Genomic DNA, 25573 nt, shown 5'->3' with positions numbered 1-25573 from the left:
AAAACAACAACGTGGGTCTTCGCACAGTATGAAACAATAAACTGTCTGGAGCCCCGTTTTTTGCTTCCTTACATCGCAAGAACAAACTTCAGCCACAAGCCGTCTTTCTTCCTTGGAATGCTTCGATATATTTTTTACTTATGTCACCTTTGTAGTAATAGTAGATTTTGAATTTGCAAGAGAAATTTTATTTTTAGAGAGGTTTTTCACAAAAAACGGACAAATAATCGACAATTCTGTTAACAATAAAAAAAGTCCCCTTTTTTCTGATATCTTATATAGGGGCAACATTACAGGAGTTCTTAAGTTTTGAGTAATTTATTATTTAAGGAGAGGGGAACAACATGAACAAAAAACCAAAAGCGATTATTGCGTTGGTTTTGACCGTGCTCACGGTAGCATTGCTCATTTGGACGTGTTTTTATGCTGGCGGAAAATACGTTGTTTTCGATCCGAAAGGACCTATTGGGCAAGCACAAAAAGAGCTGATCATTCTTTCAACGTCTATGGCTGCACTTCTAATTGTACCGGTCATGATTTTGACTTTTTTCATCATTTGGCGTTATCGCGACGCACCGGATAACAAGGCGAAGTACGAACCCCACTGGGACGACAGTAAAAAACTGGAGACCGTATGGTGGAGTATTCCAATTGTTGTCATCTTGATTCTTGCGGTTATCACTGCGAGATATACCTACTTGCTGGAGCCTTCCAAGCCAATGGCAAGCACACAAAAGCCAGTAACCATCCAAGTAACTGCACTGGACTGGAAATGGCTCTTTATGTATCCGGAAGAAGGTATTGCTACAGTCAATGAGATTCACATTCCTAAAGGCGTTCCGGTCCGTTTCGAACTGACTGCTGATGCGCCGATGAACTCGTTCTGGATTCCGCAATTGGGCGGCCAGATCTACACCATGTCAGGCATGGCCATGAAGCTGCATTTGCAGGCTGATCAGGAAGGAACTTACTTTGGTTCGGGCGCAAACTTCAGCGGTGAGCATTTTGGACAAATGCGCTTTGATGTAGAGGTTCAGTCGGATGAAGATTATAAAAACTGGGTCGCTAACATTAAGAAGCAATCCAAGCCGCTTACGAAGGATGGCTATTTGGCGCTTGCCAAACCAGGCCTTTCCCAGACTGACGAGTATTCTTCGATTCCAGACGGTTTGTTCCAGGATATTGTGACCAAGTATGTAGTGGAAGGAGCTCCTAATCCTCATGGCGGACATGGTGGAGCATCCACAGAAGGTTCTTCCAAGTCTGGCAGCACTGATACAGGCACCATGAGTAATATGAATATGAGCGGACACAATTAAATGATTATAGGGAAGGAGGCCCCCAATGCTTGACAAAATAAAAGAGTTTGCATCCACTTTCTTCGTTACTGGAGACCCAATGATTTATGGAGCGGACGTTTCTATTGCTCTTGCGACGATCGGGATCGTGTTTGTGCTCACTTATTTCAAAAAATGGGGCTGGCTTTGGAAAAACTGGTTGACTACCGTTGACCATAAAAAAGTCGGTATTATGTATATTCTCGCAGCCATCTTGATGCTGTTCCGCGGAGGCGTGGATGCATTGTTGATGCGTTTGCAGCTTGCTACACCGGATGTTACACTTTTGCATCCTGAGCATTACAATCAGATCTTTACAACGCATGGCACGATCATGATCTTGTTTATGGCGATGCCATTGATGTTTGGTTTGTTTAACATCGCGGTACCACTTCAAATTGGTGCGCGTGACGTTGCGTTTCCTTTCCTGAACGCGCTGAGCTTCTGGCTGTTCTTTATGGGAGCGATGCTATTCAACCTGTCCTTCGTTATTGGCGGTTCGCCGGACGCAGGTTGGTTGAGTTATCCACCGCTTTCGGAGCTGCAATTTAGTCCCGGCGTTGGTCAGAACTTTTATATCTGGGGTATACAGATTTCTGGTATAGGTTCATTGGCTACGGGGATTAACTTTATTGTTACCATTATTAAAATGCGCGCACCTGGTATGACATGGATGAAAATGCCTGTCTTTACGTGGTCCGTATTTTCATCGTGTGTTATCATCATTTTCGCGTTTCCGATTCTGACGATAACATTGGCTTTGCTGTTCCTTGACCGCTTCGGAGGAGGACATTTCTTTACACTTGATTTCGGTGGTAACCCAATGATGTATATCAACCTGATCTGGATGTGGGGTCACCCTGAGGTTTATATCGTAGTTATACCTGCCTTCGGTATTTATTCCGAGGTCATCAGCGTATTCTCCAAAAAGAAATTGTTTGGCTACAAATCCATGGTTTACGCCATGTTCATGATTGCTATCCTGTCCTTCTTCACCTGGGCGCATCACTTCTTCACGATGGGATCAGGCGCAGATGTTAATGCATTCTTTGCCATTTCGACAATGGTTATCGCAATACCGACAGGGGTTAAAGTGTTTAACTGGCTGTTCACGATGTATCGGGGTAAGATTACATTTAAGACACCTATGATGTGGGCAATCGCCTTTATTCCGAACTTCCTGATTGCAGGTTTGACGGGCGTCATGTTGTCTGTAGCGCCTGCGGACTTCCAGTTCCATAACAGTTACTTCCTGGTCGCTCACTTTCACTCCGCTCTGATTGGCGGTGTAGTGTTCGGCTATCTGGCAGGTCTGTACTACTGGTGGCCTAAAATGTTCGGCTTCACTCTGCCTGAAACGCCGGGTAAATGGGCTTTCTGGTTCTGGAATATCGGCTTCTATGTATGTTTCATTCCACAATATTCACTCGGTCTGATGGGTATGACACGTCGTCTGAGCACTTACGGCTGGGATACTGGCTGGCAGCCGCTTAACCTTGTATCAACCGTTGGAGCATTCCTGATGGGTATTGGTTTCTTGTTCCAGGTTCTTCAAATTCTTCTGGGTATCAAAAATTTCCGCAAGCTGAAGGATACAACAGGCGACCCTTGGGATGGTCATACGTTGGAATGGTCGATCCCTTCACCTGCACCGGAATACAATTTTGCTACCATCCCACAAGTAGAAGAACGTGATGACTGGTGGGCAGAGAAAGACAAACGCGCAAAAGGAATTTTCAGAAAGCAACCGCCAATTGAAGCGATTCATATGCCGAAAAACTCGGCGATTCCATTCATTATGTCGGTATTCTTTTTCATCGCAGGTTTCGGTTTTGTATTCGGATGGTCGTTCTTCTATATTCCGGGTCTGATCGGCGTTGCGATTTGTATGATTTGTCGTTCTTTCTTCTCGTACGATGGCGACTACTACATCCCTGCGGATGAAGTAAAACGCACGGAAGCGGCAATAAGGGGGTCTGTATAATGGCACAAGCAGCAGCACATCACAGCCATGATCATGACCACGGGCATCACGATCCACAAGAATTGAAGATGCTTGGTTTCTGGATCTTTCTTGTAACGGACGTAATCCTGTTCAGTACCTTGTTCGCAACCTTCGTCGTCCTTCGGAACAGCACAGCTGGAGGACCGGGGGGCGCAGAGCTGTTTAACATGACGGGCGTTATCATAGAAACGTTCCTCTTGCTCACAAGCAGCTTCACAAGCGGTCTGGCTGTGTTGGCCATGAACAAAGGAAGCATGAAAGGATTAATCAACTGGTTAATCGTGACGGCAATCCTGGGTCTTGGCTTTATCGGTTTTGAGGTTTACGAGTTTGTTGAATTGGTACACGAAGGAGCCAATTTTGGAACGAGCGCGTTCCTGTCGGCATTCTTCACATTGGTCGGTACGCACGGACTTCACGTTTCGTTAGGTCTGGTGTGGATGATCGGCCTTATGTTTCAGTTGAAAAAACGCGGGCTAACTCCAGAGACGAAGGGCAAAGTTTCGGCATTGAGCTTGTATTGGCACTTTTTGGACGCTGTCTGGATCTTCTTGCTGACAGTCGTCTATTTGATGGGGGTGATGTAGATGGCACAGCATCAATCAGGAGCGGGTTCGCATGGTCATGATGATTCTCACGGTTCAGTGAAATCCTATGTAATCGGATTTATTCTGTCCATCGTACTGACCATCATTCCTCTCGGTGTGGTCATGAATCATATGTTGAGCCGCACTTCAACTATGGTTGTTATTTTGGTCGCAGCAGTGCTGCAATTTCTGGTGCAGTTATTCTTCTTCATGCATATCCGTGAAAGTAATGGACCGCGCTGGAATGTCATGACTTTGATTTTCGGTGTAGTCATCCTGCTGACCGTTGTTGGCGGTTCTGTCTGGATTATGGAATACAACATGGTAGCACAATAATAAGTACAAACTAATTAGGTAAGAGGAAGCAGCTTAGGGCCGCTTCCTCTTTTTTTTGTGAGTATCGTGTTGGAGAAATAAACTGTGGCTACTTGAACTCAAGTTTATTTATGTGTAAAATGGAATTGTATAACAGTAGGGTGAAAACAATAACTCTAGTTGAGAGCGGAGGATGAAAATAATGAATACAGATATACTATTTAAACCTTTTAAGGCAGGTAATTTATCTCTTCCCAATCGGATTGTTATGGCTCCAATGACACGGAATTTTTCTCCTCAAGGTATCCCAGGCCCTGAGGTGGCCGCGTATTATCGTCGCCGTGCGGAAAATGCAGTCGGATTGATTATTACCGAGGGAACCGCTATTAATCATCCCGCAGCCGTGGAGCATACGAGCATTCCTATTTTTTATGGTGAGGGATTGAAGGGGTGGGCGAAGGTAGTCGAGGAGGTCCATGCAGCGGGTGGCAAGATTATACCGCAGCTCTGGCATGTGGGTGCGGCCCGGAAAATAGGCGCGGCTAACCAGCCTAATCCCGAGGCATTACCCGTCGGTCCGTCCGGTATCACTCCTGCTGGTGAAAAGGTAGTTGAGCCGTTAAAGGAGGCCGAGATTGCTGATATTATCGCAGCCTATGCCCAAGCCGCAGCCGATGCCCAGCAGGTGGGTTTCGACGGCATTGAGCTTCATGGAGCACACGGCTATTTAATTGACCAGTTTTTCTGGGATAAAACCAACAAGCGTACAGATCAGTACGGAGGCAATTTGGCCCAGCGTACTCGGTTTGCGGTGGAGGTCATTGAGGCTTGTCGTCGTGCAGTGGGTCCAGATTTTCCAATTGTACTGCGGTTCTCCCAGTGGAAGATGTACCATTATGGAGAGAAATTGGCACAGACACCGGAGGAGCTTGAACAGTTTCTGACTCCATTGGTGAAGGCCGGGGTGGATGTATTCCACTGCTCAAGCCGCCGTTTTTGGGAACCGGAATTTGCAGGGTCTGATCTAAATTTAGCTGCTTGGACCAAAAAGCTAACAGGCAAGCCGGTTATTACTGTAGGCTCCATTGGTTTGGAGAAGGCTTTTTTGAGTGAACTGGAAAAAAACAATAACAGCCAGACCGATCATTCGAGTAGCGTACAGGCAAGATTAGAACAACTTGTTGGACAAGTAGAGCGAGAGGAAGCTGATCTGGTCGCGGTTGGACGGGCTTTGCTGGTTGACCCGGCGTTTGCGGTTAAGCTACGTGATAACCGGATAGAGGAACTCGTGCCTTACAGTGATGAAGCATTAAAAACGTTGAATTAAGCTTTACTTAGCACAACTTTATAGGGTGTGATACCGAGGCATTGAGACTCGAAAATTCTCCGTTACAGGGCAAGCTGTAATATAAGCTATTCGTAAATTCTACGAATTTGCTATAATAGGAGCATCAAGTCGAAATACACGGGGTGAAAAGGATGAATTCTGAAACGGAAGCTTTGGATTGCGAGCCGGCTTGTCACGGTTCAGACAAAGAAATCGAACACATAAAATCTTCTCTTGTTGAGGATTCCATCGCATACAAAATGTCGGAGCTGTTCAAAGCCTTGGGTGACCCGACACGGATCAAGCTAATCTACGCTTTGGCTCAGAAGGAGCTGTGTGTGCATGATCTGACCCAGGTGTTGAATATGGGACAGTCTGCGGTATCTCACCAGCTTCGTTATTTGCGCAATCTGCGCATTGTCAAACGGCGCAAGGAAGGCAAAACGGTGTTTTATTCGCTGGATGATAATCATGTGGAGCAGATATTTTTGCAAACCCACCAGCACATTTCACATCAATAATTTTGGGATAGAAACAAAGCAGGGCGCCAAGCGATTGGCGCTCTTTTGGTGTTTATCCGATGAAATAGATTTATTTGGCGGAAAGGGGCTATTATCATTGACTTTTACTCATGATACTGAATATAATGAGTTTAATAAATAATATATGAACAGTTGCTCATATATAGTTAATTGGAGGCCAATGATTATGGATGCTCTGAAAAGAACGGAACGGCACGAATGGATTTTGGAAGGCTTGGATTGTGCCAACTGTGCTCTGAAGATTGAAAATGGAGTCAGTAAAATAGAAGGTGTGCTTGATTGCTCGGTCAATTTTGTAACGAAAACATTGACGATGACAGCAAGCTCGGATCAAAAAGAGGAGATCCTTCGTCAAACGGAACGGAAGGTTCACAGACTGGAGCCTCACGTCCGAATGATCGTAAAAAGCGCCCGGGGACGCTCGGGTGAGAACAGTCGCAGAGTGGCGGGTGCAGCGCAGGCAGGAACCGCAGGGGAGCACACCCATAGTCATGAGCATGATGAAGGACATACGCATAATGAAGGACATACGCATGAGAACGGCCAACAACATGGAGCTCACAGCCACACGGGTCATACTCATAGTCATGAAGCACATGCTGAGGAAGTTCATGCCCATGGTAGCCACCATCATGGCGAACATGTACATGATCATGGTGACGCCGCACATGCTCATTCACATTCGCATGGAGATGACAGCCACGCCGGGCATACACATGACCACGGTACAGACGGTATACGCCGCATGATTGCACGCTTGGCTATCGGTGCAGTCGTTGCGGCTGTTGCCTGGTGGTTGCCTGTAGAGGGCCTAGGCAAGCTGGCACTGTTTTTACTGGCATATATCATTGTTGGTGGAGATGTAGTCTTGCAGGCTGTGCGCAGTCTGGTACGAGGAATGGCTTTTGACGAATATTTCCTGATGACGCTGGCTACGGTTGGCGCATTTGCAATTGGGCAATATCCGGAAGGCGTAGCCGTCATGTTCTTTTATCAAATCGGTGAGCTATTCCAGGGCATTGCGGTTAATCGTTCGCGCAAATCTATCAGCGACCTCATGGATATTCGACCGGACTATGCCAACCTGAAGACGGCTGATTCCGTACGTCGGGTGTCACCCGAGGATGTGCGTGTAGGTGATCTGATAGTAATCAAGCCGGGCGAGAAGATTCCGCTGGATGGTAAGGTTGTAGACGGAAAATCGCATGTGGATACCTCGGCGCTGACGGGTGAATCCGTGCCTCGTACCGTGGAGCCGGGAAGCAGTGTGATGAGCGGATTTATAAATACAAACGGACTTTTAACTGTAGAGGTTAGCAAGGAATTCAGCGAATCAGCAGTCGCCAAAATTTTGGAGCTAGTGCAAAATGCGAGCGCCAAAAAAGCGCCAACCGAAAAGTTTATCACCAAGTTTTCCAGATACTATACTCCTGTTGTGGTTATTGTTGCGCTGCTGCTGGCAGTTGTTCCGCCACTCGTCGTACCGGGAGCGCAGTTTGCAGATTGGGTATATCGTGCACTTGTTTTCCTCGTTATTTCTTGTCCATGTGCGCTGGTCGTATCCATTCCGTTGGGCTTCTTTGGCGGCATCGGGGCAGCCTCCCGTTCAGGTGTGCTGATTAAAGGCGGGAACTATCTTGAAGCACTGAACCATGTGAAATATGCTGTTTTTGATAAAACAGGTACACTCACCAAAGGGGTTTTCCGTGTAACAGGCATTTATCCTGCCGGGGAGTTTACGAAGGAAAGTCTGCTGGAAACGGCTGCTTTTGCGGAGCTGCATTCCACGCATCCTATTGCGGCATCCCTGCGTGATTCCTATGGCAAGGAGCTTCAAGCCGAGCGGGTACAGCAATATAGCGAGATTTCCGGTCATGGGATTCAAGCGCAGATAGATGGTCGCCTGGTGTTGGCCGGGAATGCGAAGCTGATGGAGCGGGAGCAAGTTGCTTTTGACGATGCACAACGTGCAGGAACGATGGATGAAGGAACGGTCGTTCATGTGGCTGTAGACGGAACGTATGCTGGATGCATCCTGATTTCGGATGAGGTCAAGGAGGACGCGGCACGAACGATTGCTTCACTGAAAAAACTGGGTATAGTGAAAACAATCATGCTGACAGGTGACAATCGGCCGGTTGCAGAGGCCGTTGGACGACAGTTGGGTCTGGATGAAGTACGTGCAGAACTGTTACCCCAGCATAAAGCCGAAGCGATTGAACAACTGTCTGCAAGTAAAAAGGCGGGCGACAAGATTTTGTTCGTAGGCGACGGGATTAATGATACCCCTGTGCTGGCACTGGCAGATGTAGGTGTAGCGATGGGCGGTTTGGGCTCAGATGCCGCGATTGAGGCGGCGGATATCGTGATCATGAACGACGAGCCTTCGAGACTGGTTACAGCGATTCATATCGCCAAGCGTACACGACGCATCGTATGGCAGAATATTATATTTGCGCTAGGTGTCAAAGCCGTGTTTCTCACTTTGGGTGCGTTCGGTATTGCTACCATGTGGGAGGCTGTATTTTCCGACGTGGGTGTAACATTGCTTGCCGTTCTGAATGTTATGCGTGTACTGAAAGTGCGTTCTTTCGAATAAAAAATAGTGCCCTCGGGTTATCAGCGGATGTATTCATCCTATGGAATCCGAGGGCTTTTTTTCGTTCAAAGCTGTGGTTTAATCTATGTTTTCCTGTCGTTCTACAGATATGTATAAATGTGGGGTGCGCCTAATACGTTAAGGTAGAGACCTTACAGGTGAGGCTTATTTGAATTCTACTCGACGTCTGATAGGTAAGCGTTTTCTTTTCTGGTGGGATACTCAAATTTGTGTGTGCCAACTTGCTGACGGGAGAAAGGATGGATTTGTAGCATGGAGGTTAAACTGATGTATGTATTCGCAGAACTGTTGAGTGAAAAAAACAGTCTGGATTGCGATGGCCCCGAGTCGGGGAGTGAGGCCGCTGCTGCACAGAGACTGGCTATTGAGTCAGTGCTCGCAGGATGCAGTGAAGTATCTGCCTCACAGGAGGAAGACCCGCTGGGCTGGCTGGTCGGATTAGCCGAACAGGGCAGGATCAGTCAAGAGGAGGCGTTGCTGGCTGCGGACTCCGAGCTCATTGGGGAAACGTTGTTGAATAAGGGCAACGATAACAGGGAGGCGATGAGCACACTACTGGAGTGGAGCGATGAATACAGGCGTACATTCATACGTATCTATGCTGATGATCCTGTCCAGGTGAATTATACAAGCAAGGAGTCAGCGGTAGGGCTAAGTATGGGCAGTCTTGATGGCTATAGCCTTTTGCACGGCCCCTTTTCGCAGTCGTCCAGCCGTGTGGCTGAATTATGCCGTGCCTATCTGGACGCGGCAGAGTCCGGGCATACGATTCATGGTCCTGACGGGGAATCTGCCCCCCTCCTTATTCCAGGCTCCCGTGCATCAGATACGTACAAAGCCTTTAATCAGGCATCTGGCTTGCCTGGATTGTGTGAGCATCTGTCCCGGCGAATTATCGGGCTGCTGGAAACAGAGTATGAAGGCTTGTTCGAGTCTCTGAACGGTTCACCACTCACAATCGCCTTGATCGAACAGCATAATGCAGTGGGCATCGGAAGCCTGCAAGATATGCAACTGGAGGCGCTGCTGCGTGCAGCGTTGCGAAACGTGGAGCAGGGTGGAGAACCACAGTTAGAGATTGTGGTACGCAATCCTGCTGACGTGAACCAATTCCGGGCAGCCCGGGACTGGATCGACGGCGTTGCGGAGCAGACCTTATGCGGCCGCCTGCGGTGCATTCCATATCGGATAGGCGTGCTTTTGACGGTGGATGCGTCCTCCAAGCTCAACGTCAGCCAAACATGGAACGGGCAGGTCAAACAGTCCTATGAGTCTGCCCGCGCCAATCTCTTGCGGGAAGTGAAAGCGCAACAGATCAAGCAGGCGGCTCAAGCAGCAGATATGGCACGTTTTGCCGATGCGGTGATTTTGGAAGCTACGCGGTTTCCTTCATATGATGTGGACGCGGATCTGTCCGATCTGTCTGTCGGCGGTCATGAGGGGACGAGCGATACGATAAAACGCATGACACAGGCCATCCGGGGCGTGAAGCCCAAACTTCCCGTATGGGCTGCGTTTGACGAAGTCCATACGCTATTGGATGGAGCCGGTATATGGGCAAGCAGGCTGACTGGCATTATTTGCCCGGAAACGGGGGCTATCGCCGCGCGTCTTGCGGCTGCACGTTACGCATTGCTACAGGACCTAGAGGGGGAATATGGTTCCAACACCTCGCATAACCAAGCACAGCATTTTCCCTTGTAGCCCGAATGTAACGCGAATTTCATTTCATAAAAAGATGCTTAAGCTGTATAGAAAGGATATCTGCGCTGTTGCGCGGATATCCTTTTTTCTTGGTGATGGGAAGAAATAAAGTCTGTAATTTAAGGATTCATTTTTACAATCCGTCACTTATAATATCAGAGAGAATAGAAGAAAAAATATTATGCCCATATAAGATATCTCGTTGGAATGGTGGAGGGAAACCTTTATGTATAAACAATTTCGAAAAAATCCTTTATGGTTTAATATACTAGCTCTTACCGCAGTTAGTAATCGAATTTAGCAGCATATTTTTTGTGAGCAATGCCTATTGCCGAAGTGGTGCCCAATTCACTATGGCTATCTTTTGCTGTGCCTATGGAATTAAAGAGCGGAAGAATAACTCTAGAATTTCCATTGTCTTTTTTACTCTAGCAGCTCTTTTCGTTTTTGTATCATTGCTAACTTTGGGTACCTACTAGTCGTTTCCTGTTTCTGTAATGATTTTTATGAACAGCAAATACAACGCAGATACCTATCTGCGTTGTATTTGCTGGTTTACTCGTTTATCGGCATCATGATTCTTGCGGCGCTCGCTGCAATGGTCCGAATCTTAGCCAGCACGGCATCGTCGAGTTTAACATCCACGGCCGGCAGCGACTTCTGGATATGTTCAGGCTTGCGGACGCCGACGAGCGCGCTCGTTAAAGCCGGATGAGCGAGGACGTAAGCGAGGGCCAGTTGGGCGACTGTAATGCCGAGGTCCGCCGCCACTTCTTTGAGCTGCCCGACTACCGCGATATTTTGCTTGAAGCCTTCTCCGGAATGGGATGGGGACTTGGAGCGCCAATCCTGTTTGTCAAATCGGGTGTCCGCGTTGTAGTTTCCGGAGAGTAGACCCGAGGCTAGCGGGCTATAGGCAATCACGCCGATGCCCTGTTTCTGGCTGTAGGGGAGGAGTTCCTTCTCCGCATCCGCGGCATCCGTTTTAACTTTCCGAAGATTGGATTTTCTAAGCCGATTTGAAATGAGCGGATGGATAACAATGAATAAATAGTGATGCTCCTCCAAGAACTGAACGACGGGGCTTTGGGAGTGCCCGGTTGCTTCGAGAATCAACGTAGGACGATATCCAGATACATGCTCGACGTCTCGAATAGCTTGAAGCAATTTCTCAAGTCCTTCACACGTATGTTAGAAATGAAAGGTCCCTCTGTATGGTTTTCCACGATCTAAAAAGGCCTGTCCGTGGCTTTCTTCTTTAGAAATGTCTAGCCCAATAACGGGGTTCATCTGATCTCTCCTTCATGTAAATTTACCGGGGATGTAAAGTCCCAACCAGCCTCAATCATGGTCATGACAAATAGGGGTGAACATTATAGCGCTCGGGATCAAGTCCCACGGGCAGGATAATTAAAGGAAATACCCAGAGTTTAACGAATAATAAAAATAAGTTTACAGAGGGGGAAATGGTCATGCCAGACCTAATAAAGAATGTACTCGAAGACATGGACAAGCAGCTCGATCGAATTATAAAGAGCATAAACCCGCTTGATGATGATTTGATTTGGAAGAAAATGAAGGATTCCATGAACAGCATCGGTAATCTTTGCTTACATTTAGCGGGTAACGAATATCAGAACCTCATAAGTGCAATCGGAAACAAACCATTCATTCGGGAACGTACTCGAGAATTTAATTCTGAAGGTGGCATATCGAAAGGTGAGTTGATTAGCGTTCTTATGAGGACACGATCCGAATCGGTAAGTATATTATCAGTTTTGTCTGATGAGGATTTAAAAAGAGAAGTTACAATCCGCTATGACCACGAGGATTGGAACAGAATGCTTCGGGTTAGCGCTTCAGAGGATGAAACCTATGAAGCGAGAGAAATTAGCCAGCTTCTTGTTCAGGTTGCGACACACTACGGATATCATGCAGGGCAAATTGTGTTACTCTCCAAAACACTGAAAGATGCGAATGAGCACATTACAGGCCAGTATCATTGATGATTCATTCTACAGGAATTCTAACGGGAAACGATAGTTGAGGAGCTTCCTTTGCGGTAGTTCCTTATTCTTTTGTTAACTTAACGGGCAGGATAGTTTGGTGGCTGCCTTAAATAGATGGAGTAACAAACTTCTTTGAAATTCGCATTAATCGAAATCATGAAGATTCCATTATAGGTTCAACAATAGGAGGTTTTCAAAAATGCTTGAGACAGAATTAACACGTATCCTCAAAATTCAATACCCGATCTTCCTAGCGCCGATGGCAGGTGGACCTACGACTCCTGAATTGGTAGCAGCAATTTCAAACGCCGGGGGTCTAGGCAACTTAGGTGCCGGATACTTAACACCAGAACAACTCCGGAGCATGATACGAGAGATCAAACAACTAACGGTTCAGCCGTTTGGAGTCAACTTGTTTGTACCTGAGCAACTAGTAGAATCGGAAGAAACGATCGGACAAATGGCAGATCACCTCAATATTTATCGCGTCGAACTTGGCATTGCACAAAATCCAGCGATCCAGAAATATTCGGAGTCGTTTGAAGAGCAGGTGCAAGTATTACTGGATGAAGAAATCCCGGTGTTTAGTTTTACCTTTGGCATACCACCGCAAGATGTGATCCAAACGATGAAGCAGCGTGGAACAATTGTAATTGGTACAGCAACAACAATTGAAGAAGCCAAACAATTGGAAGCGGCTGGTGTAGACGCAATTGTAGCCCAGGGAAGTGAAGCTGGGGGACATCGCGGCACATTCTTGAAGAGCGTTTCCGACACTCAGATAGGCACCATGGCTCTTATTCCACAGATCGTGGATCATGTAACAATTCCAGTCATCGCATCGGGAGGCATCATGGATGGAAGGGGGCTTGTAGCAAGCCTCGCATTAGGAGCCGCCGCCGTACAAATGGGAACTGCCTTTCTGGCGTGTCCCGAAAGCGGTGCTCATACAACGTACAAACAGAAGATTCTTTCAGAAAATGAGGATTGCACCGAAATTACTCGCGTGTACTCTGGCAAAGCCGCACGAGGTATTCGAACAGAATTTATGAATGACATGCATCGGTATCCCGGAAAAATTCCTGCCTACCCAATTCAAAACGCAATGACGAGGGACATTCGCCAGGCAGCTGCAAAAGCGAATAACTCTGAGTACATGTCACTCTGGGCGGGCCAAGGTCTTCGGTTAGCCACTGATCGCTCTGCCGCTGCAACTGTCAAACAGACGATCGATCAAGCAAATGTGCTTGTCAAACTAATCTTTAATCTTCGAAGAGTCGGAGACTAATACAATTAACTGGACATTACGCTAACGGGAAACGTTAGTGGAATAACCAGGGAGCAGATTGCCGTTGCAGCTGTTCCCTAGTTTTCATTGAAGTAACGGGCAGGTTAGTTTAAATACATATTCAACTTAGCAATCAATATAAAATTACAATACTGGATTGTAGAACGCTGATTGCAAAGTTATAGAGCTCTATTAATACTTAGCCTTGTCAAATTATGCATTTCTGAATAATTTAACACATACCACAAAAGAGAGGGAAGAAACATGAGTGAAGTTAGATTTGGCAATGTTAATGTTGTTACATGCTTAGAAGATGTGAACAAACTACACGTTCAAGTATTAACTCTTTTGGGAGATTGGATTGGCGTTGCAGGGAAACCAATAACTATTCATGATATGACGGCTTCCGCCTAAGGTATGGCAACTTCGAATGCTCGTCACTCGGGTCAGAGGAGAAAGAACATAGCCCTATTGCCGATAGTGGACATGAACAAGTCCTTATAGCCGTTGACTACACAGAGAATCTATTCGATGTATTAGAAATATTTATATCGGAATTTTTGGATATTAAAGCTAACTTATTCCCTGTGTTTTTACCAAGGCACAACTCCATTTTCATCAAAAAAGCTACCAGTTGGACCATCATTATTGATTGTGGCAAGCTTAACTACACTGGAAGCTGCTTGTTCGACTGTGCGATAGCCACTATTACCATTTAAATCGGTAGCTGTAAATCCAGGGCAAATCGAGTTGATTTTAATAGGAGTATCTCTTAATTCTTTAGCAAAGAAAACAGTTAAAGCATTTACAGCCGTTTTGGAACTATTGTAGGCGAGCGAATTCACATTATAAAATTCCGACGTTGGGTCTGAATTCAAAGTTAAGGAACCTAATCCGCTGGAAAGATTTACGATTCTTCCGGCAGAAGATTTTTTGAGCAATGGAAGTATTGCTTTAGTGACAGAAAATACGCCGAAAACGTTTGTCTCATATGTATTCTTGAGAACGGACAGTTCCAGTTCACTTGGAGGTGTGTTGCCTTCAAAAAACACGCCTGCATTATTAATCAAGATATCAAGGTATCCATATTCTTGTTCAATCCATTCTACTGCGGAGAGAACGGAGCTGGGGTTTGTGACATCAAGAACCACCGTTTTAGCTTTAATGTTCTCCGTTTCTAAAAACGTTACGGCCTCATGTCCTTTTTCTTCGCTTCTTGCTCCTATTAAAATCTCATACCCCATGTTTCCCAATTGTCTTGCTGTCTCAAAACCAATACCTTTGTTGCCACCTGTAATTAATACGATCTTGGATTTATTCATAAAATTGCCTCCCTAATCTATTTTCTAAAACCTGTACCTACGAAAATGTATTTAATTCTTATATTTGTCACTGCTATTTAGATTCTCTCATTGTAATCGAGACATATCTCCTTTCAATTCTGATATAGTTAATATAGTGGAAAGGATTGATACTTGTAAGTACGCACATTTTTGTAACTTAATGAATGGAGTGGCAATATGGGATATGGATTAAAAGAATATGGCGATTGCAGTGAAGAGGTTATAAGGGCCTGCCCTGTTGAAATGGCTTTACATATGATAGGAGGAAAATGGAAGGGAATCATTATCGACATTTTATCCGAAAAATCGGTCAGATTTAATGAACTTAAACGATTAATACCAGGGATTTCACAACGAATGCTGACTTTACAACTCAGGGAACTCGAGGCGGATGGAATTGTGAAGAGGATAGTAGATGACACTGTGCCACCCAAAGTAGAATACTTCCTCACTGAACAAGGAAATAAATTGTCGAGTATCATCGATTCTATAAGAGTATGGGGAAAAGAGTTTCTATCCTAAGTCTGCGATCGGGAAGTCTTAGTGGATAGCCGTATACTTACTCTCTGCCGATAGATATGACGAACCAAAGAAGAATCTCTTTGAAGCTGGTGCTTTATATTTGTTTCAGTGAATGCGGATGAAATTAATATGTAAGATGCGAACTGAGTTCCAGTGCGCAAATCACCAAGAGATATGCGGCTGAAAATATCGTCGGAAAACAAATCGTAGGCGTCGTCAATTTTCCACCGCGCCGCATAGCGGGATTCAATTCGGAAGTTTTGGTTCTGGGCGGACTGCCTGAACAGGGAGATGTCGTGCTGTTGAAGCCGGATTTCGATCTACCCAACGGAACGCAAATCAGATAATAAAGGCAAAACCCACCGTGCAAGGCGACAGCCTTACGGTGGGTTTTAATTTCTTAAATAACCCTGTATGATTTGTTATTACCACCCTCTCTTGTTCTCAATTATACAGTAATTGGAATTGTTCGTTCTTATATGGACTCTTTAGAAATTTTCATATTTGAGGTCATTAAGCTAACGGGGAACGATAGCTCAATAAACACAAAGAGACGGCAACCGATAAAGTGGATGCCGTTTTCTCAACTAACGGGCAGTTATTTTTAGTGACTTACCATAGTAATATATGGTTTATATGCATTATTCATTGTTTAAATCTGTTCAAATATAGGTGATGGATAATGAAGTAATGCATGAAGAAGATAGTAACATTGGGTTCATCAATCACTTCCATTTTCTAAGATAAAGATAAAAATTAAGGGAAATTCTGGGACAAGTCATTATACCTACGAATAATACTCTAAGTTGGCAAATAGCAACAAATCACAGATTAGTTATGCCCACCAGCTCCATAAATTGTGAGAGAGCACTGGTCATGTACGAGTCACGACGCCTTATAAACACAGTGGGCACTGTTCTGTACGGTTCCGGTAATGGATGACAGTTAAGTCTTCCCTGCATCCGTGATTCAACCATAGATATTGGTAAGACGGTGACTCCTAACCCGTTTTCAACGCATTTAAGGACACCCTCTAGAGTGCCATATTCCATCACCTTCATAGGAGCATAGCCATTGTCCTCTAGCCATCGCTGCCAACGTCCCAAATAGATGCAATGCTCGAATGACGAAAGCAGTGGTTCATGTAAAATCGATTCTAATTGGAATGGTTCCGGAGAGTAGCTTGTAATCAAAACTAGAGATTCTTCAAAGACAGGGTATTCAACAATTTCCGGATGAAGAATTGGCCCATCCACAAATGCGCCGTCTACCTTATATTTGAGAATGGTACTAACCTGATCTACAGTAGGTGCCATATATAAGCTTAATTCTACTTGTGGAAATTTCTTGTGATATTGTGCAAAAATCAATGGCAATCGTGTAGAAGCAGTTGACTCCATAGCTCCAATGCGCAAGGTTCCCCGCGGGGCAGAAGAAAGCTTAACTGCCTCAATCGCTTCCTCGAAATCGTAAAGCAACTTGTTTACATGCGGCAACAGTTCACGTCCTGCAGGCGTTAAGGATACCTTCTTATGATATCGATATAACAGAGGAACGCCCAACTCTTGCTCAAGACGTTGTATTCGTGCAGTAACGTTGGACTGTACATAATTCAATTTCTCAGCAGCTTTTGTAATGCTTTGTTCAATTGCTACTGCCTTAAATACCTCCAAAGATCTAATGTCCAAAACAACTCTCTCCTTTTTGCATCACAAAATTTGATTATCTATACACTATTTTTTAATTTTACGTGATGCATCGCAGTATGTAAACTTAGTGAATAAGAGAGATTTACACCAAAGCCAAGTGATTGAGTATCTCGTTATCTGATGATGAGGAGGTGAATGGGGAAAAAGGAGATTCTAGCCGGGGCAAAATGCAGCACACGTTACCAATAATGAGGAGGGAATCTCATGATTTCGAAGGTCAATGTACAAGATAAATTTTTGCAAATAATTGATTATTGGAATCCCAGAATAGGCGGAGAGTTAAACGATTCATACGTAAAAATGGTAAAGATCAAGGGTGAATTCATTTGGCATCACCATGATCACGAGGACGAAATGTTCTTCGTATGGAAAGGGAAACTACTAATCCGTTTGAGAGACGGTGAAATAGCTGTTAATGAAGGGGAGTTTGTTATTATACCTAAAGGAGTTGAACATCAGCCAATTGCTGAAGAAGAGGTCCATGTACTATTAATCGAACCCAAAACTACTCTAAACACGGGAAATGTGGTGAATGAACGAACCGTTTCGATTCCTCAACGAATTTGATGAAGCGCTCATCAATGAAATAATTATACTGATTTTGATTCGATCCTTAGCTAATGATTCAACTAATGGGAAACGCTATTTGAACCAATAGTCTAAAACCTCTTAATAGAAGCAAACTATATGTTAGCGGCTGATTCTCCTTTAGAGATCCGCCGCATTCAACTAAAGGGCAGGGTAGTTAACAACAAACCAAGTCAATAATATGGTATATTGAATATCAATAAAAAGGAGAGATTAATATTAATTACCAATCTATTAATCTGAATGAGAAATTATCTAAGTTCAATGAACATTGGTCTCCGAAAGTCATTGGTGAAATGAATGACTATCAATTTAAATTGGTCAAGATAGATGGGGATTTTGTATGGCACGATCATCAAGATACCGACGAGGTGTTTATCGTGCTCGAAGGGGAGATGTTCATCGATTTCCGCGATGGCCAAGTAAAGATTTCCCAAGGAGAGATGTTTATTGTACCAAGGGGTGTCGAACACAAAACTTTCGCTAACCAGGAGTGTCATATCATGTTGGTAGAGCCCAGGGGCGTAGTAAACACTGGCGAGACTGAGTCAGAATTAACAGCAGTCAATGATATTTGGATCTAATGCATTTAGCTTCAGTTCGATTACATCGTTAAAGTAACGGAAACGTTAGTTGAATAAAACAGCGGCAGTCTAGGACTTTATTTCGTATTATTAGGTCAACCAGAGATTTCTGGTTGGCCTTCTTGTCCATGGCTGCCGCTGTTTCTTTTATTAAGGCCAGAGTGCAAGAGCCATTGGGCAAGGATTGGGAAGACATCATGCCACCATTTGCCGGGAAATCTGTCGGAATGCCACGCAAAATTCTTACGAAGCCGGACGCTCTCAGCAAGCTTACGAGCATCGTCACAAAGCTTCGCTACCGAAGGGGAAATGGACCCAAGAACAGGCTGCACAAATCGAAGAGAAGCTGCATGCGACCTGGTTGCATGGCGAACGTCTCCGAAGCTTAGCTTCGGCATCAAGGCACTGGGGTAAACTCCTGTTTACAACTGGAGAAGAAAAGGGTTATAATAAAGCAAAAGTTTCTCTAAACCAAAATAATTGTATAAATGCAAAAATGATTATCATTCTCATTGCTAAACATGCTGCTTCGGGCTTCCCGAAGCAGCATGTGCTATTTTTAGGCACTTAACAATGGATATCATTCTCAATGAGGTGCAATAACAAAGAACAAAAAAGGAAAGGAACGTGACATGATGCAAGCAGTTCAACGAATTCAAAAGACATTGTCTCCTTCTAATCGAAGCGGACGACCAGGCCCGAATCGCAAGCCGCAATTCCAGCTCAAAAGCATGCTGAAAAACAAGGAGATGCAGGCTGCCCTGGGCAGTGGAACGCTTATGCTGATGGCATGGGGCGTCTCGCATTGGTCGCAATGGCTGGCGGTCATCCTGTATGTGGTTTCCTACGCTCTAGGTGGCTGGTCTAAAGCCAGAGAAGGCATTGAGACGCTGATCCGTGAACGTGATCTGGATGTTAATCTGCTCATGATCGCAGCGTCATTGGGGGCTGCGGCTATTGGCTATTGGAATGAAGGAGCAATGCTGATCTTCATTTTTGCTCTCAGCGGTGCGCTGGAGAGCTATACCACCGAGCGCAGCAGCAAGGATATTTCCGAGCTGATGGCGTTGAAGCCGGAAACGGCTTTGCGTCTGTCAAGCGAGGGGACGGAAACGGTCGGCATTGAGCAACTGCTGCCGGGGGATCTGCTGCTGGTGAAGCCGGGCGAACTGATTCCGGCGGATGGCCGGATTTCCAAGGGCGTTTCGGCGGTGAATCAGGCATCTATTACCGGGGAATCCATTCCGGTGAACAAAGCGGCAGGTGACGAGGTATATGCGGGCACCATTAACGGGGAAGGCGTGCTGTATGTGGAGGTTAGTCATTCCTCCGAAGGCACTCTATTTTCAAAAATCATCCGTATGGTGGAGGAAGCGCAGACTGAGGTCCCCGATTCCCAACGCTTTATCAAAAGGTTCGAGTCGATTTACGCCCGAATTGTTGTTGCGGTTACGCTGATTGTTATTGCAGGTGCGCCAATGGTATTGGGATGGACGTGGGCAGCGGCATTTTACAAGGCAATGGTATTTCTCGTTGTGGCCTCACCATGCGCACTCGTGTCGTCCATTATGCCAGTCATGCTGTCGGCTATTTCCAACCGTGCCCGTCGGGGCATCCTGTTCAAAGGTGGTGCGCATGTGGAAAATATGGCGCTGACATCTGTCGTCGCCTTTGACAAAACAGGTACGCTGACCATCGGGTCGCCTGTTGTAACAGACTGGATTACCGCCACAGGCTACGATGCCGATGAGCTGTTACGCATTGTTGCGGCAATAGAAAGCTACTCCATGCATCCGTTGGCACGAGCGATTGTAGCCAAAGCTGAAGCCGAATTGGGGCAGCGAGAGCTTCCCGCAGTGGAGCAAGTACAGTCCCTGACGGGATGGGGAATGGAGGGCATGGTAGACGGGATGAGGTGGAAAATCGGGCGCACGGATGCGCTGGATCACGCTAGTCCGCTGGCAGAGCCGGAATGGGTGGAAACACGTGCCCGGCTGGAAGCCGAGGGTAAAACCGTATCCATTATCCTCGCGGATGACCGGATTGCCGGGATGCTGGCACTGCGCGACGAGCTGCGGCCACAGGCGCAGGAGGCGGTGAGACGCCTGCAAGCGCAGGGCATCCGGGTCGTCATGCTGACCGGAGATCGCCCGGAAACCGCCGCCGTGATCGCGGCGCAGGCCGGAGTCGATGCGGTATACGCTGGTCTGATGCCGGAGGACAAAGTCAGTCATATTCGCATGCTTCGGGAGCAGTACGGGCATGTCGTCATGGTCGGCGACGGTGTGAACGATGCTCCGGCACTGGCTGCCGCAACGGTCGGACTGGGCATGGGTATGCATGGCAGTGGAGCCGCACTGGAGGTCGCGGATGTGGTGCTGATGAACGATGGCATCGAAGAGATTGCCCCGACGGTAGCACTGGCACGCAAGGCACAACGGGTGGTCAAGCAGAATATGATCTTCGCCGTAAGTGTCATTTTACTGCTTATCATTAGCAACTTTGTGCAAGATATCGCTTTGCCATTTGGCGTTATCGGGCATGAGGGCAGCACGTTGCTTGTCATTCTGAACGGCTTGCGCCTGCTGCGGTCATAAATGGAAAGGAGCATTCACATCCCTTAAAGGACAGGGGTGAATGCTCCTTTTTTGCGTATCCACGGAAATCATCACTATAAGATGAACTAGCCCAACGGCGATGGGAAGTACCATCTGACCGCTCAGTGGCGAATCATGTACATCTTTGGTTCAACTATTATAGGCTGTAATTTTACCTCCGACGAGGTGTAGACCGGCGTAAGAACAGGGAAAACAGCAGGCCTGCCAGCGCGATTCCGGTAGCAATGATAAATGCATCGTTAATGCCGTGGATCGTCGATTCTGTGACAGCACTTCGATATACCTGCTGTAACGCAAGCGCCGAGCCAGTTTCCGTCGAAACTCCAGCCGTTTGCGCGAGGGTTTGCCCCAGCTCATCTACGCCTTCGGTTAAAGGAACATTGGCGGTGGTAGCCACATTCGCATAATCCGCCAAATGAATGGTAGCCCGGCTGCTCATCACCGTAATGAGCCATGCGGTGCCGATGGACCCGGCAATTTGCCGTACTGTATTGGACATGGCTGTACCGTGGCTGCCGAGATGGGGAGGAAGCTGATTCAGCCCTTCTGTCTGTACGGACATCATTAACAATGACATCCCGAAGCTGCGAATCGTATAGATGATCATAATGTGTCCATAGGTCGTGGCATCCGTCAGCAGACTGAATTCCCATGTCGTGACCGCCGTAATGATCAACCCGATAATCGCCAGTGGCCTCGCACCAATTCGGTCGAAAATCGCTCCCGATATCGGTGACATGACACCCATCAGCAGTGCGCCGGGCAACAGCAGCAAACCGGATTGCAGCGGTGTAAAGCCGCGTATATTTTGCAGATAGATCGGTAACAGCAGCATCCCGCCGAACATCGTCATATTGACCGTAGCGCCCACCAATGTGGATACCGTGAAAATATCATACTTAAACACACGGAACTCCAGCATGGGCTGCCTCATATTCAGCTCGCGTACGACAAACAATACAATAAATACGAGCCCAGCAGCGAGTGTGAGCACTACTGTATTGCTGCTCCAGCCCTTGTCTCCAGCGGAACTGAAGCCATACAGCAGGAAGCCAAAGCCAAGAGTCGAAAAGATCGTTCCCAGCAGGTCAAAATGCGGATACGTCAGCTTGGATACATTTTTCAGCCAGCGTATCGCAAACAGAATATCAATAATCGCCAGCGGAATGACCAGTAAAAATAGCAGCCGCCAGCTGTAATGCTCTACGATCCAGCCGGATAAAGTCGGCCCGATAGCCGGGGCAAACATCATGGCGATGCCCATCGTCCCCATGGCTGCCCCCCGTTTTTCCGGGGGGAATACGGTCAGGAACACGTTCATAACCACTGGCATGATAATCCCCGCTCCGCTGGCCTGAATGATGCGTCCGACCAGCATAGGCGCAAAGCCGGTACTGACGGCGCAGACGACAGAACCGGCAGTAAATAGCCCCATCGCGGAAATAAACAGCGCACGTGTCCCGAACGACTCAATCAGGAAGGCGGTAATCGGAATCAAAATCCCGTTGGTCAGCATATATCCGGTGGATAGCCATTGAACGGTAGTTGCGGATACATTGAAGTCGTTCATCAAATGCGGAATCGCCACATTCAGCAGGGTTTGATTCAAAATAGAAATGAAGGCGCCTAACAGCAGTACGGACAGGATGCGCCCGATGGACATTTTTGGTTCCATGACAGCCTCCTACTTGTGTACTCTGATGCTTGCACTCATGCCCGGGATAATGCCCAGTCCTTTGTAGCCTTGAATGGAAATGTTAACAGGCACGACCTGCGTCACCTTGGTGTAGTTGGCAGTGGTGTTGGAGGTAGGGAGCAGCGAAAAGGTGGCGGCCGTCGCCAAACCGATCTTTTCGATTTTGCCGCTTAGGGACGTGTCGGGGTATGCATCAATATATACATCTACCGTCTGCCCCACCTGAAGGTCCTGCACTGCCGTTTCGTCTATATTGGCGGTAATCCATAAATTGTTCAGATCAAAAGCTTTGGCCAAAGGCGTACCCGCCCCAACAATCGAGTTGTTGACCGCAGATTGCTGCACAATGGTGCCATCGGTTGGAATAGTAATGCTAACCCGGCTTCCGCCCCCCTCTACACTGCCAAGTGTGCTTCCAGCCGTGTAGGTTTTACCGACTTCAGCGCTCCAGCCTGTAAGCTTGCCCGCGCTTGGAGAGGCAACGGTGACCGCTTGTCCGCTCACTTGGGCATTGTCGGTTTTTATGTAGTTAGCGGATTGATTGTAGTAATAGGCGGCGGCTCCCCCCCCTGCCAGAATAATGATGATAACCAGCAGGTTGACCAATATGGCGCGTGAATTCATGTGTACATGCCTCCCTAGTTCTTGGATTTTCAAAGTATGCGCCAAAAGTTTCACAAAATATTCAGAGGGATTTTGGGGAAGGATAAGAGCGCATGTGAAAAGGATGATTTTGCTGACAAAGGATGATGCGCATAATGACGACCAGAATCATGATTGTATATGACAGTGAAAATGGCCATACAGAGCGTCTTGCTCGTTCCATTGCAGAAGGCGCACACCATGAGCACACGGAAGTGTTGCTGAAGCATGTCGATGAAGCCGATGTGAGTGAACTGGTGAACGCGGACGCGATCATTTGGGGATGTCCGGGTCATTTTGGGACGATCAGCAGTGGCTTGAAAAGCTGGATTGATAAGCTCGGATATCTGTGGGCGCAGGGCAAACTAATAGATAAAATCGGCGCGGTATTCTGTACAACCGCTACTGTTCATGGCGGCTTGGAATCCACACTGCTGAATTTGATTACTCCGATGCTGCATCAAGGCATGATTATCGTTGGGCTGCCCGCCAATATTACGGAAAATGCACTTTACGGCTCCTATTACGGTGTAGGGGTGACGTGTCCGGTGGAGACAGACCCGAACGGTCCGCCCAATTTCCCAACGGGTGATGATCTTGCACTTGGTCGGTCTTTGGGCCAACGGGTCGCTGAGACGGCGGGACGGTACCGTAGCGCTGGCAGAGAATAGGAGGCCGCTTATGACCATTGCTTTTATCGTAGTAGCTGCGGTTGCTTTTATCTTTTTGCTGGTATTCAACACGAAAATGGCGCGTAAACCCTCTCCCAAAAAAGCGGTCAGCCCGTCCGATGAGGGTTCACGGCAAAGAAGTAAACGTCCTTATCCGGTGGAAGTGGAGCCCAAGGCGAGGGAGTTGCCGGAGCCTGATTCTACGCGAGAGACGCGCCATAAGGCTGCAGAGGCGGAGATTCATCATGAGGAGCCTGACGTAGATCCCAATACCAGACCGATGAGAGCTGGCGTACACACCAAAGATTCCTACGGGGATCAGGACTATCGGGCGGCTTTACGCGGATTTGCCGGAAAGGGCGAAGAAAAGGAAGAACCGCATAGAAATAACCATGAAGAACGTGAGACGCACAAAAGCGAGGATGAGCAATATCGTGAAGCGCTGCGCTCTATGAACCGAAAAAAATGAAGCGCGAACGAGACATGCCTAAAGGCAGCTCTTCTGTCTGGACTACAGGCAGAGGGCAGCCTTTTAGTGATACACGGCTATAGCCATTCGGTTAGACCAATCATCGTAATCAGACCAAGAATAAAAGAGAAGGTTGCGATACGTTGGTTACCGTCCCCGTGGCTTTCGGGAATCAGCTCCTTGTAGACGATAAACATCATCGCTCCTGCGGCAAAGGCAAGACCGTAAGGAACCAGTCCATGAACCCAACTACTCAAATAAAATCCAATCAGACTTGTAATAATTTCAACGGCCCCGGTGAGGGTGGCAATGCCCAATGCCTTGAAGCGACCAATGTTTTGATTCACGAGGAATAGAGCGACGATAAAGCCTTCCGGGGCATTTTGCAGACCGATGGAAAAGGCAATGAGATTACCAAGATTTTGAGTTTCGCTCGCATAGCTGACTCCAACGGAAAGTCCCTCAGGCAAATTATGTAGTGTAATAGCCGCGATAATGAGAAAAGATTTGGATTCCAGATGAAAGGTTTTGGAATCCGGGTTCTCCAGATCGGCATGTGGAATATACATTTCCATCACCAGCAGCACAAGACAGCCGAGTAAAATTCCCGCAGACAACACGAACCAGTTGGAATGATGGATGGCCTCGGGAATGAGGTTGTACACAGATGCAGAAGTCATGATCCCCGCAGCATAAGCCAACAGTACATCACGAAGACGATGCGTAATTTTACGCATAAACAGTATGGGCACGGCACCGAGCCCGGTGGACAGGGCAGAAATAAGGCTGCCTACAAACATGTCACTCATAATCGGGATAATCCCTCCATACCTGATTAATTTTTAAGGTTCGCTTCATGAAAACTTCATTTGACTGTTTGCAGCTCTTTCCGCATAATGGAATTAGGATTTAGAATCAGTCTAAGTCATAAAAAGATATTAAATATGTGAACCGTTTTTGCAAGATCCGGGTGTCCACATTTTTGAATGAGCGTCTG

23 protein-coding genes and 2 pseudogenes are annotated in these 25573 nt (G+C 46.8%); 19 read left to right on the top strand and 6 right to left on the bottom strand.

The window, feature by feature from the left end:
* The first annotated feature begins 344 nt into the window (after positions 1-344).
* The 8 genes from cyoA to NST83_RS21125 all read left to right on the top strand — a co-directional run bounded on the left by cyoA (position 345) and on the right by NST83_RS21125 (position 10437).
* A complete protein-coding gene (gene cyoA, locus NST83_RS21160; RefSeq protein ID WP_342415568.1) occupies positions 345-1319 on the top strand; it encodes a ubiquinol oxidase subunit II in 975 nt (324 codons plus the stop codon).
* Positions 1320-1344: 25 nt separating this feature from the next.
* Entirely contained in the window at positions 1345-3321 is a 1977-nt protein-coding gene (locus tag NST83_RS21155) for a cbb3-type cytochrome c oxidase subunit I (protein ID WP_342415567.1), read from the top strand.
* Positions 3321-3929, top strand: coding sequence for a cytochrome o ubiquinol oxidase subunit III (gene cyoC / locus NST83_RS21150; RefSeq protein ID WP_137060315.1), 609 nt, complete (start codon positions 3321-3323; stop codon positions 3927-3929). Before NST83_RS21155 ends, cyoC begins: the two co-directional genes overlap by 1 nt.
* On the top strand, positions 3930-4265 hold the full coding sequence (gene cyoD, locus NST83_RS21145; protein WP_137060314.1) for a cytochrome o ubiquinol oxidase subunit IV: 336 nt from the start codon (positions 3930-3932) through the stop codon (positions 4263-4265).
* A 181-nt stretch (positions 4266-4446) separates the two neighbouring features.
* Positions 4447-5571 (top strand): NADH:flavin oxidoreductase, encoded by a 1125-nt coding sequence (locus NST83_RS21140; RefSeq protein ID WP_342415566.1) that lies wholly within the window; start codon positions 4447-4449, stop codon positions 5569-5571.
* A 152-nt stretch (positions 5572-5723) separates the two neighbouring features.
* Positions 5724-6092, top strand: coding sequence for a metalloregulator ArsR/SmtB family transcription factor (locus NST83_RS21135; RefSeq protein WP_014278144.1), 369 nt, complete (start codon positions 5724-5726; stop codon positions 6090-6092).
* Positions 6093-6279: 187 nt separating this feature from the next.
* Positions 6280-8712: a heavy metal translocating P-type ATPase gene (locus NST83_RS21130; protein WP_342415565.1), complete on the top strand. Its 2433-nt coding sequence runs from the start codon at positions 6280-6282 to the stop codon at positions 8710-8712.
* A 273-nt stretch (positions 8713-8985) separates the two neighbouring features.
* Positions 8986-10437: a PEP-utilizing protein gene (locus NST83_RS21125; protein ID WP_342415564.1), complete on the top strand. Its 1452-nt coding sequence runs from the start codon at positions 8986-8988 to the stop codon at positions 10435-10437.
* Positions 10438-10992: 555 nt separating this feature from the next.
* Here the strand turns inward: NST83_RS21125 and NST83_RS21120 are convergent.
* A pseudogene (locus NST83_RS21120) lies at positions 10993-11610 on the bottom strand (aldo/keto reductase); the annotation flags it as partial.
* A gap of 299 nt (positions 11611-11909) precedes the next feature.
* On the opposite strand from NST83_RS21120, the gene NST83_RS21115 reads away from it, so the two are divergent.
* From NST83_RS21115 to NST83_RS21105, 3 genes are all read left to right on the top strand, one after another.
* Positions 11910-12443: a DUF1572 family protein gene (locus NST83_RS21115; RefSeq protein WP_342415563.1), complete on the top strand. Its 534-nt coding sequence runs from the start codon at positions 11910-11912 to the stop codon at positions 12441-12443.
* Positions 12444-12645: 202 nt separating this feature from the next.
* The gene (locus NST83_RS21110) at positions 12646-13734 is read left to right on the top strand and encodes a DUF561 domain-containing protein (protein ID WP_342415562.1); all 1089 of its coding nucleotides are present in this window, start codon (positions 12646-12648) and stop codon (positions 13732-13734) included.
* Between the two features lie 264 nt (positions 13735-13998).
* Positions 13999-14148, top strand: coding sequence for a hypothetical protein (locus NST83_RS21105; protein WP_158309127.1), 150 nt, complete (start codon positions 13999-14001; stop codon positions 14146-14148).
* A 179-nt stretch (positions 14149-14327) separates the two neighbouring features.
* Here NST83_RS21105 and NST83_RS21100 read toward each other — a convergent pair whose 3' ends face one another.
* The gene (locus NST83_RS21100; protein ID WP_342415561.1) at positions 14328-15056 is read right to left on the bottom strand and encodes an SDR family oxidoreductase; all 729 of its coding nucleotides are present in this window, start codon (positions 15054-15056) and stop codon (positions 14328-14330) included.
* A gap of 198 nt (positions 15057-15254) precedes the next feature.
* Here NST83_RS21100 and NST83_RS21095 point away from each other — a divergent pair, with 198 nt between their 5' ends.
* Both NST83_RS21095 and NST83_RS21090 read left to right on the top strand, forming a co-directional pair.
* The gene (locus tag NST83_RS21095) at positions 15255-15599 is read left to right on the top strand and encodes a helix-turn-helix domain-containing protein (RefSeq protein ID WP_250273257.1); all 345 of its coding nucleotides are present in this window, start codon (positions 15255-15257) and stop codon (positions 15597-15599) included.
* 146 nt (positions 15600-15745) lie between these two features.
* Positions 15746-15946, top strand: a pseudogene (locus NST83_RS21090) (tRNA-binding protein); the annotation flags it as partial.
* Positions 15947-16423: 477 nt separating this feature from the next.
* Here the strand turns inward: NST83_RS21090 and NST83_RS21085 are convergent.
* Positions 16424-17287, bottom strand: a complete 864-nt coding sequence (locus tag NST83_RS21085; RefSeq protein ID WP_342415560.1) for a LysR family transcriptional regulator — start codon at positions 17285-17287, stop codon at positions 16424-16426.
* Positions 17288-17512: 225 nt separating this feature from the next.
* Here NST83_RS21085 and NST83_RS21080 point away from each other — a divergent pair, with 225 nt between their 5' ends.
* From NST83_RS21080 to NST83_RS21065, 4 genes are all read left to right on the top strand, one after another.
* Positions 17513-17875 (top strand): cupin domain-containing protein, encoded by a 363-nt coding sequence (locus NST83_RS21080; RefSeq protein WP_137060305.1) that lies wholly within the window; start codon positions 17513-17515, stop codon positions 17873-17875.
* A 239-nt stretch (positions 17876-18114) separates the two neighbouring features.
* On the top strand, positions 18115-18480 hold the full coding sequence (locus NST83_RS21075) for a cupin domain-containing protein (protein WP_137060304.1): 366 nt from the start codon (positions 18115-18117) through the stop codon (positions 18478-18480).
* A 184-nt stretch (positions 18481-18664) separates the two neighbouring features.
* Positions 18665-19051 (top strand): hypothetical protein, encoded by a 387-nt coding sequence (locus NST83_RS21070; RefSeq protein WP_342415559.1) that lies wholly within the window; start codon positions 18665-18667, stop codon positions 19049-19051.
* 64 nt (positions 19052-19115) lie between these two features.
* A complete protein-coding gene (locus NST83_RS21065) occupies positions 19116-21077 on the top strand; it encodes a heavy metal translocating P-type ATPase (RefSeq protein WP_342418014.1) in 1962 nt (653 codons plus the stop codon).
* Positions 21078-21249: 172 nt separating this feature from the next.
* Here the strand turns inward: NST83_RS21065 and NST83_RS21060 are convergent, their stop codons facing one another.
* Together NST83_RS21060 and NST83_RS21055 are read right to left on the bottom strand one after the other, a co-directional pair.
* Complete coding sequence (locus NST83_RS21060) at positions 21250-22773, bottom strand: DHA2 family efflux MFS transporter permease subunit (RefSeq protein ID WP_342415558.1); 1524 nt, start codon at positions 22771-22773, stop codon at positions 21250-21252.
* Positions 22774-22782: 9 nt separating this feature from the next.
* Entirely contained in the window at positions 22783-23418 is a 636-nt protein-coding gene (locus NST83_RS21055; RefSeq protein ID WP_342415557.1) for an HlyD family efflux transporter periplasmic adaptor subunit, read from the bottom strand.
* 134 nt (positions 23419-23552) lie between these two features.
* Between NST83_RS21055 and NST83_RS21050 the strand changes: the two genes are divergently transcribed.
* Positions 23553-24107 carry an NAD(P)H-dependent oxidoreductase gene (locus tag NST83_RS21050; protein WP_342415556.1) on the top strand — a complete coding sequence of 185 codons (555 nt, stop codon included), beginning with the start codon at positions 23553-23555 and terminating at the stop codon, positions 24105-24107.
* 10 nt (positions 24108-24117) lie between these two features.
* The gene (locus tag NST83_RS21045) at positions 24118-24576 is read left to right on the top strand and encodes an MscL family protein (RefSeq protein ID WP_137060296.1); all 459 of its coding nucleotides are present in this window, start codon (positions 24118-24120) and stop codon (positions 24574-24576) included.
* Positions 24577-24653: 77 nt separating this feature from the next.
* Here the strand turns inward: NST83_RS21045 and NST83_RS21040 are convergent, their stop codons facing one another.
* Positions 24654-25385 (bottom strand): ZIP family metal transporter, encoded by a 732-nt coding sequence (locus tag NST83_RS21040; RefSeq protein ID WP_137060295.1) that lies wholly within the window; start codon positions 25383-25385, stop codon positions 24654-24656.
* Between the last annotated feature and the right edge of the window lie 188 nt (positions 25386-25573).

Origin of the sequence: Paenibacillus sp. FSL R10-2782 (assembly GCF_038592985.1) — a bacterium.
Taxonomy (GTDB): domain Bacteria; phylum Bacillota; class Bacilli; order Paenibacillales; family Paenibacillaceae; genus Paenibacillus; species Paenibacillus terrae_C.
The sequence above is the reverse complement of the archived record's forward strand: the minus strand, read 5'-3'. Positions and strand labels throughout refer to the sequence as shown.

Excerpts from the sequence above, each read along its gene's own strand:
- cyoA (WP_342415568.1), top strand. The coding sequence starts at position 345 with ATGAACAAAAAACCAAAAGCGATTATTGCGTTGGTTTTGACCGTGCTC.
- NST83_RS21155 (WP_342415567.1), top strand. The coding sequence starts at position 1,345 with ATGCTTGACAAAATAAAAGAGTTTGCATCCACTTTCTTCGTTACTGGA.
- cyoC (WP_137060315.1), top strand. The coding sequence starts at position 3,321 with ATGGCACAAGCAGCAGCACATCACAGCCATGATCATGACCACGGGCAT.
- cyoD (WP_137060314.1), top strand. The coding sequence starts at position 3,930 with ATGGCACAGCATCAATCAGGAGCGGGTTCGCATGGTCATGATGATTCT.
- NST83_RS21140 (WP_342415566.1), top strand. The coding sequence starts at position 4,447 with ATGAATACAGATATACTATTTAAACCTTTTAAGGCAGGTAATTTATCT.
- NST83_RS21135 (WP_014278144.1), top strand. The coding sequence starts at position 5,724 with ATGAATTCTGAAACGGAAGCTTTGGATTGCGAGCCGGCTTGTCACGGT.
- NST83_RS21130 (WP_342415565.1), top strand. The coding sequence starts at position 6,280 with ATGGATGCTCTGAAAAGAACGGAACGGCACGAATGGATTTTGGAAGGC.
- NST83_RS21125 (WP_342415564.1), top strand. The coding sequence starts at position 8,986 with ATGGAGGTTAAACTGATGTATGTATTCGCAGAACTGTTGAGTGAAAAA.
- NST83_RS21115 (WP_342415563.1), top strand. The coding sequence starts at position 11,910 with ATGCCAGACCTAATAAAGAATGTACTCGAAGACATGGACAAGCAGCTC.
- NST83_RS21110 (WP_342415562.1), top strand. The coding sequence starts at position 12,646 with ATGCTTGAGACAGAATTAACACGTATCCTCAAAATTCAATACCCGATC.
- NST83_RS21105 (WP_158309127.1), top strand. The coding sequence starts at position 13,999 with ATGAGTGAAGTTAGATTTGGCAATGTTAATGTTGTTACATGCTTAGAA.
- NST83_RS21100 (WP_342415561.1), bottom strand. The coding sequence starts at position 15,056 with ATGAATAAATCCAAGATCGTATTAATTACAGGTGGCAACAAAGGTATT.
- NST83_RS21095 (WP_250273257.1), top strand. The coding sequence starts at position 15,255 with ATGGGATATGGATTAAAAGAATATGGCGATTGCAGTGAAGAGGTTATA.
- NST83_RS21080 (WP_137060305.1), top strand. The coding sequence starts at position 17,513 with ATGATTTCGAAGGTCAATGTACAAGATAAATTTTTGCAAATAATTGAT.
- NST83_RS21065 (WP_342418014.1), top strand. The coding sequence starts at position 19,116 with ATGCAAGCAGTTCAACGAATTCAAAAGACATTGTCTCCTTCTAATCGA.
- NST83_RS21060 (WP_342415558.1), bottom strand. The coding sequence starts at position 22,773 with ATGGAACCAAAAATGTCCATCGGGCGCATCCTGTCCGTACTGCTGTTA.
- NST83_RS21055 (WP_342415557.1), bottom strand. The coding sequence starts at position 23,418 with ATGAATTCACGCGCCATATTGGTCAACCTGCTGGTTATCATCATTATT.
- NST83_RS21050 (WP_342415556.1), top strand. The coding sequence starts at position 23,553 with ATGACGACCAGAATCATGATTGTATATGACAGTGAAAATGGCCATACA.
- NST83_RS21045 (WP_137060296.1), top strand. The coding sequence starts at position 24,118 with ATGACCATTGCTTTTATCGTAGTAGCTGCGGTTGCTTTTATCTTTTTG.
- NST83_RS21040 (WP_137060295.1), bottom strand. The coding sequence starts at position 25,385 with ATGAGTGACATGTTTGTAGGCAGCCTTATTTCTGCCCTGTCCACCGGG.